Annotated in this window: 8 protein-coding genes; 4 read left to right on the top strand and 4 right to left on the bottom strand. The window is 68.1% G+C overall.

Annotated features, from left to right (window positions below; all coding sequences use genetic code 11):
- Positions 1–149 precede the first annotated feature (149 nt).
- Positions 150–845: a hypothetical protein gene (locus GJ629_RS13240; protein ID WP_157513476.1), complete on the top strand. Its 696-nt coding sequence runs from the start codon at positions 150–152 to the stop codon at positions 843–845.
- Complete coding sequence (locus tag GJ629_RS13235; protein WP_157513475.1) at positions 842–1,681, top strand: restriction endonuclease; 840 nt, start codon at positions 842–844, stop codon at positions 1,679–1,681. The genes GJ629_RS13240 and GJ629_RS13235 overlap by 4 nt, the downstream gene beginning before the upstream one ends.
- Here the strand turns inward: GJ629_RS13235 and GJ629_RS16365 are convergent.
- The 4 genes from GJ629_RS16365 to GJ629_RS13220 form a co-directional block, all read right to left on the bottom strand.
- Positions 1,678–1,827, bottom strand: coding sequence for a hypothetical protein (locus GJ629_RS16365; RefSeq protein WP_197428607.1), 150 nt, complete (start codon positions 1,825–1,827; stop codon positions 1,678–1,680). The genes GJ629_RS13235 and GJ629_RS16365 overlap by 4 nt on opposite strands.
- 233 nt (positions 1,828–2,060) lie before the next feature.
- On the bottom strand, positions 2,061–3,011 hold the full coding sequence (locus GJ629_RS13230; RefSeq protein ID WP_157513474.1) for an electron transfer flavoprotein subunit alpha/FixB family protein: 951 nt from the start codon (positions 3,009–3,011) through the stop codon (positions 2,061–2,063).
- Positions 3,008–3,802 carry an electron transfer flavoprotein subunit beta/FixA family protein gene (locus tag GJ629_RS13225; protein ID WP_157513473.1) on the bottom strand — a complete coding sequence of 265 codons (795 nt, stop codon included), beginning with the start codon at positions 3,800–3,802 and terminating at the stop codon, positions 3,008–3,010. Before GJ629_RS13225 ends, GJ629_RS13230 begins: the two co-directional genes overlap by 4 nt.
- 48 nt (positions 3,803–3,850) lie before the next feature.
- Positions 3,851–5,029, bottom strand: coding sequence for a hypothetical protein (locus GJ629_RS13220; protein ID WP_157513472.1), 1,179 nt, complete (start codon positions 5,027–5,029; stop codon positions 3,851–3,853).
- Between the two features lie 158 nt (positions 5,030–5,187).
- Here GJ629_RS13220 and GJ629_RS13215 point away from each other — a divergent pair, with 158 nt between their 5' ends.
- Both GJ629_RS13215 and GJ629_RS13210 read left to right on the top strand, forming a co-directional pair.
- Positions 5,188–6,450, top strand: a complete 1,263-nt coding sequence (locus GJ629_RS13215; RefSeq protein WP_157513471.1) for a hypothetical protein — start codon at positions 5,188–5,190, stop codon at positions 6,448–6,450.
- A gap of 36 nt (positions 6,451–6,486) precedes the next feature.
- On the top strand, positions 6,487–6,733 hold a 247-nt coding region (locus tag GJ629_RS13210), incomplete at its 3' end, for a type IV pilin N-terminal domain-containing protein (protein WP_157513470.1).

Raw genomic sequence — 6,733 nt, 5'->3', positions numbered from 1 at the left:
CTGATACTGTTTGTTGTAGCTGTGTCCCGGTACGACCGCCTGCTGCCGGGCGGTCGATACCGAACTGACCTACAACAAACAGTGTGACGCATTTGCTCGAACCGGGTTCTTTTTTATTTGGCCGTGGCATATTTTCACGAGTTGACGATATGACGGAAACGTTCCGCGCGCAGGTCGACGCAGACGGGGGTATCGAGTACTCACGGGGGATCGCACGACAGCACGGTATCGAGGCGGGGGACTCGATCCGTGTGGAACTGATCGAGGTCTCGGCCGGGGACGGCCGGACGCGGTCGGAACCGGGCGAGGTGTTCGTCGTCGACCTCGACCCGGGTCACTCGACGTCGTTCGCACTGCCTGGCGAACTCCGCGAGCAGTACGACATCACCGGCGAGGACATCGTCCGGTTGCGCATCCACCAAGTCATCACTGACGGCCGGGCGAGTACGCTCGGGGACGCCAGCCTCGTCACCCCGCCGGAGGGCGAACCGGTGTTTTCGGAGGTTGCGGGCCGCGACCGCCGGGTGACGTTCTCGGAGGGGATTGCGGAACTCCACGACATCGAGCGCGGCAACTCGGTTCGCGTGACGCTGACGGAGGTGACGATGCCGTGGGGCGAGACGGTTCAGGAGGATGTCGGCGAGACGTTCGTCGCCGACCTCTTCGACCACGACCCGACCGCGTTCCGCATCCCCGAGGCGTCTGTGAGGCGTACAAGATCCGCGAGGGCGGGTTCGTCCGGTTTCGGCTCCACGACATCATCAAGGACGGCGAGGTACAGCGTATCTCCGAGGATGCCTCGCAGTCCTCGTCCGACCGGGACGCCGGCCGCGACATCGACGTGATCCACACCCGCGAGGAGCCGATGCCCGACCGCGACCCCGCCGGAACCGACCAACCAGTCGGGACCGCGTCCGGCCGCACGGACGGGTCACACCGCCCGGTGGCGCCCGACCACCCTCCGGAGGAGCGCCGGACCGACTCGCCGGACGGCGACCGCCAGCGTCACGCCGCGGCGGCCACCGACGAGGCCCCTGGTCGCGCCGATGGGGCCACAGACCCCCCCGACCGGGAGGTCCCCGACCGACAGTCGACGACCCAGCACTCGCTGTCGGCCACCCGCCCGGACAGGGAGACCGTCGAGGCGTACGTCCCGGGCCACGACACCCGCGAACTGCTGGAGGCCATCGTCGCCGACGCCTTCGCCTCGTTGGAGTACGACGTGACACCGAACGCCCGCAAGGCGACCGGCAACGGCAACGCGGTCAAGGAGATAGACGTCTGGGCGGAGAAACCGGGCGTCACCTTCAGCGCCTACGCCTCCTGCAAGAACCACGAGAACGAGGTCGGGACACCCGTCATCGACCGCGAGGCCGGGCGGGTCAACGCCCTCCAGCAGTTCCCGCACCTCAAGGTCATCGTCGCGCCGTCGTTCAACGACAACGCCCGCGCGGCCCTGGACAATCGCGGGTTCGTCGGCATCGAGACGGGCGACCGCGCGACGATGGACAACGCCGGCGAGGTGTACGACCGCGTCCGGACCCAACTGGCCGACCTCTCGCTGCGCCTCGCTCCACCCCGGGTGCAGGACCTCGCCGAACGCGTCGATCAGGTCTCGGCCGAACTCTCCTCGCTGTCGGGGGAACTCCGGGACTTGGAGGAACCGACCCGCCGCCGCTAGGACCGTCTCGCCCGTTCGCGGGTCGTCTCCGCGATACCGGCGTTGGCCGCACAGTTCAGGCAGGCGTGGACCGCGTCGTTCTCGTCGCCGAAGACGCGAACGAACTGGTCGGAGACGTGGCCGCCACAGTTGTCACACGTGGGCATACCTCTCCCTCGGGTCTCCCCCTTCAAAACCGCTTTTCGAACTCTCACTCAATTCTCCCGCAAATTCCCCGACTCGTTCGCTGCGCTCGTGACGGGAGCTACTGGAACTCGGCGGTCAGTGCCGGCACCACGTCGGAACCACCTTTTTCTCCTCGGGTGGCCTCGTACCTCGGCCACCGCTCGTCGAAAAAGCTGGGCCAAAAAGCCGTCACTCGCTGCGCTCGTGACGGGAGCTACTGGAACTCGGCGGTCAGTGCCGGCACCACGTCGAATAGGTCGTCGACGATACCGTAGTCGGCGATGTCGAAGATGGGCGCGTTGGGGTCGTTGTTGATGGCGACGATGGTGTCGGCGCCTTTCATCCCGGCGACGTGCTGGACGGCCCCGGAGATGCCGATGGCGATGTAGACGTCCGGCGTGACGACCTTTCCGGACTGGCCGACCTGCCGGTCTTTCGGGAGCCAGCCGTTGTCGACTATCGGGCGGGAGGCCGACACCGTCGCGTCCAGTGCGTCGGCCAACGCCTGTATGATATCGAGATTGTCCTCCTCCTCGATGCCGCGGCCGACCGAGACCAGCACGTCGGCCTCGCCGATGTCGACGTCGCCGCCGCCGACCTCTTGGAAGCCGGTGACTCTCGCACCCAGCGCGGACTCGTCGATGTCGGCGTCGAAGGGCTCGATTGTCGCGTCGCCGTGGCCCTCGGCGGCCGCCCACTCCGAGGGTCGGACGGTGACGGCCGCCCGGTCGGCGTCGACAGCCAGCGTCGTCTCGACCTTCGAGCCGTACAACTCCCGTGTGACGACCAGTTCCTCGCCGGCGTCGACGCCGACGGCGTCGGTGACCAGCGGGATGTCCAGTCGCTCGGCGACGGCCGGCGCGTAGTCCAACCCGTTGACGGTGTTGGGCGCGAGCAGTAGGCTCGGCTCCACGTCCGCCCACAACTGCGTGAGCGCCTGCGCGTAGACGCCGTGGTCGAACTCCTCGCCGACGGCGACGGTGTGGATGGCGTCGACGCCCTCGCGGTTCAGGTCCTCGGCGAAGGACTCGACGTCGCCGCCGATAACCGCGAGGTGGAGGTCGCCGCCGGTGGCGTCGGCCGCCTCCCGACCGGCGGTCACGACTTCGTAGCTCACCGGTCGGAGGTCCCCGCGGCGGTGCTCGGCGACGGCCAGCACCGTCATGCCTCGCCCACCCCCTTCTCGCGGAGCAGGGCGGCCAACTCGCCGGCCGTCTCCTCGGCGCTGCCCTCGTACACCGTCGCCTCGCCCTCGGTCTCTGGTTCGTAGAGGCTGGTTTGTTCCATCGGCGAGTCGAGCGCGCCGGCGTCGAGGCCCAGATCCGACAGCGACTGCACGGCCAACTCCTTGCTCTGGGCCTGCCGGATACCCCGCAGGCTCGCGTACCGCGGGTCGTTGATCCCCGTCTGGATAGTCAGTACGGCCGGGAGGTCGACCTCGGTCGTCTCCTCGACGCCACCCTCCAGTTCGCGGTGGACCGACGCGACGCCGGCCTCGGTGTCGAGGTCGAGACTGTTGACGACTGCCGCCCACTCCCAGCCGATGGCCGAGGCGAGCGTGACACCGGTCGCGCCGAAGCCGTCGTCGGCCGCCTGCACGCCCGTGAGAATCAGATCGGGGTCCTCCTCCTCGACGACGGCCGAGAGTACCGTCGCCTTCGTCGCCGGGTCGAGCAGGCCAGCAGACGCGATGGCGTCGTCCCAGACACGGACCGCCCGGTCGGCCCCTTTCGCCAGCGCCTGTCTGATCGTCTCCTCGGTATCGGGGCCGCCGACGGTCACCGTCACGACTTCGACGTCCTCGCGGGCCTCGCTGATCTGGACGGCCGCCTCGATGGCGTACTCGTCCCACTCGTTGAGGTCGTAGCTGAGATACCGGTCGTCGATAGCGAGCCCGTCTATCTCGAACTCGTCGTCGACGGCGGCCACCTCCTTGACGGTCACCAGAACCTTCATACTAGTTCCTGATACGGGGCTGGCCGTTAAGCGTTTCCGCGAACTGGCCTACTCCTCGTCGTCGACGATATCCTCGTCGGGGAAGGAGATGAGGTTCTCGCGGCCGATGCGGAGCTTCTCGATACGCCCCTCTTCGGCCATCGACGACAGGAGCTGTGATACCTTGGCGTTCGACCACCCCGTCTCGGAGACGATGTTCGCCTGCTTCATCCGGCCGCCGTTGTCCTCTAAGAGCCGCTCGACGCGCTCCTCGTCGCTCAACAGCGCTTCGTCGACATCGTCGTCGTCCGTCGCCTCCGCTTCCGCCGTCGCCGCCGCTCCGGTGCCGCCGGCCGCCGCCTCGTCTACCCCCGACGCCTCGTCCGTCTCAACCGCCTCCTCGGTCTCCACCGGGTCGTCGCTCGGGGACGGTAACAGGTCGCCGTCGCGTTGGCTCGCCCCGTAGGCCACGACGGCGATGGCGCCGAGGAGGAGCGCGATCAACACACCGACGACGAGGCCGCCGTCCCCTCCCGTCCCACTGGTCCCCGGTGTCGTCGGTGCGTCCGTCGTCGCGGTGTCCGGCGGCGGGTTAGTGCTCCGACTGTAGACGACGTACGGCGAGTTCGGGCCGAACGTCACCGGGCCGCTCCACCGGAGCGTCTGGTTTTGAAACCCCTGGCTGGCGCTGATTATCTCGTGGTCGTCGGGGCCTCGGATCGTCAGCGTCTGGAAGGACTCAAGCCCCGGGAACCACCGGCCGGTGTCGCCGGCGAAGACGTCACGGACCGAGAGGTCCGATCCCTGGCGCTCGCCGAAGTTCGTCCACGTGAACGACAGGATCAGCGTGCCGTTGTCGGCTGTCATCTCGGTCCGTCGCTCGGTGTCGGTGATCTCCATCTCACGGCCCGCCGCGGCCGCGACGCCGTCGCTGGCGTTTCGGTACCGCTCTATCGGGAGCAGTCGGCTCTCCTCGCCTTCGAACTCGCTCGCTATCTCGGAGAAGTCCGCGCTGGTAGTCTGGTTGTCGAAGTGGACGGTCAGGCGTTCGGTCCAGCGGGCGTCGCCGTCAGCAGCCACGTCGACGGTGATCTGACTGGTCACCGTCGGAAGGCTCTCGTTCGCGTGGTCGACCGTCGCCGGTCGGTCGACCGTGGCCGGACCACTAGCGACCGCCGTCCCAGCGGCGGCTAGGGCCACCACTAGCAGGACGATGCCGAACCGGACGCACCGTGACCGCGCGGGCATGTGATTGCCAGTCCATCCGCCTCGGGGAAAACGCTTTCTATACATCTAATCGCGGCGCACAACTCCTCTCGCGCGGTCTCGCGTGGTTGATTGCAGTTCACCCCGCGGCCGTAGCAAGGTAGCTGGGTTTTAGTGAACCGACGACGTACGCCACCACGATGTCCCCGTCGCTCACCCGTCGCTCGGCCGCCGTCGCCGTGGTCGCGGCCGTCGTCGCCGCCGCCGTCTTGGCGGGTGTCTCCATCGCCGCCCCGGCGACACCGCTCGCCACGGACGGCTCGCAACCCCACGACGACAGCCTCGCCCAACCGCCGAACACGACGAGCTACCTCCACGTCTCCGAGAACCACCTCGAACAGTCGACGTACACGTCCGTCGGCGTCGACGTGCCCGGGACGACCGCCATCAGCCACGACCGCCTCCGGATCCGTCTCGTGATGGACCGCTTCGAGCAGGCGTTCGACGACGCCTCGACGGCCACGAACCGGACGGCGACGATCAGAAACGCGACCCGAGCGCTCGAGAACACGACCGAGCGCCTCCGGGAACGACAGTCCCGCGCCATAGAGCGGTACAACCGCGGCACCATCGACGAGCAGTCGCTGTTCCGGACGCTCACCCGCGTCGACGCCGCCGCACAGACCGTCGCCAACGAGACGGACTTGCTCCGTGACATCGACGAGCGAGCGCTCGGCTACGTCCTCAGCGAGGCGCTTGACACCCGTCTGGAGAACCTCGAAGCCGACCTCGCGTCGGTCCGCGGCCGCACGGTCCGCCAGCGCGTCGTCCGCAACGCCGTCTACGGCGGGTCGATGGCCGGGACCCACGTCTACCTCGAAACCGGCGCTGACACGTTCGCGCTCGCGACAATCCTTGAGAACAACTACGTCAGGGAGGCCTACGCCGGCGGGGCCTTCGACCCGAACAACACCGTCGACCCCCAAGAGTCGACCTCCCGGATCAACGACCTCTACCGCTGGGCGCTCCAGCCCGGAAACCTCGTCTCCGTCGGGTCGGAGGGTATCGGCAACCGCATCGGCAACACCTCCGTTCAGGAGGTCAGCATCAATCACGTCCAGGGGTCGTTCACTGCCTACTTCGACGGCAACACCTCGAACGTCTACCAGGAGAGCCAGTCCAAGCGCCTCGCCGACGCCGAACCACGGACCGTCCTCAACGCCACAAACGGGTCGTTGTCGCTGTCGGTCGTCGCGACGCACGACACCGGCCCGATGCTGGTCTCGCTGACCGACAACGCCACCGGCGACCCCCGCGACGGGACGGTGTACGTCGACGACCGCTCCCTCGGGTCGCTGGGCGAGGACGGCCAGCGCTGGGTTGTCGACACCCGCGCCGCGACGACCGTCCGCGTCGTCGCCGACGACGGTTCGGTCTCGATTCTCGTCCCGACCCAGAACTGACCGACGTTTATCAGTGATCGGGGCACACCCCGGCCCGTGTCCCGCGGTATCTCTCCCGTCGTCGGCACGGTCCTCGTCGTCGCCATCACCGTCACGCTCGCGGCTGTCCTCGCGGCCGGCGTCACCGGCCTCGGGACGCCCGATCCGACCCCGACTGCCGCCTTCTCCGCGAGCGCCGACGCCGAGGCCGACCGCGTCACCGTCACTCACGAGGGCGGCGATGCCGTCGTCCCCGCAACGCTGTCGGTCGAAATCACCGTCGACGGCGAGCCACTGGCGACCC

The sequence above is a fragment of the Halapricum sp. CBA1109 genome, from assembly GCF_009741825.1.
Taxonomy (GTDB): Archaea; Halobacteriota; Halobacteria; order Halobacteriales; family Haloarculaceae; genus Halapricum.
The sequence above is the reverse complement of the archived record's forward strand: the minus strand, read 5'-3'. Positions and strand labels throughout refer to the sequence as shown.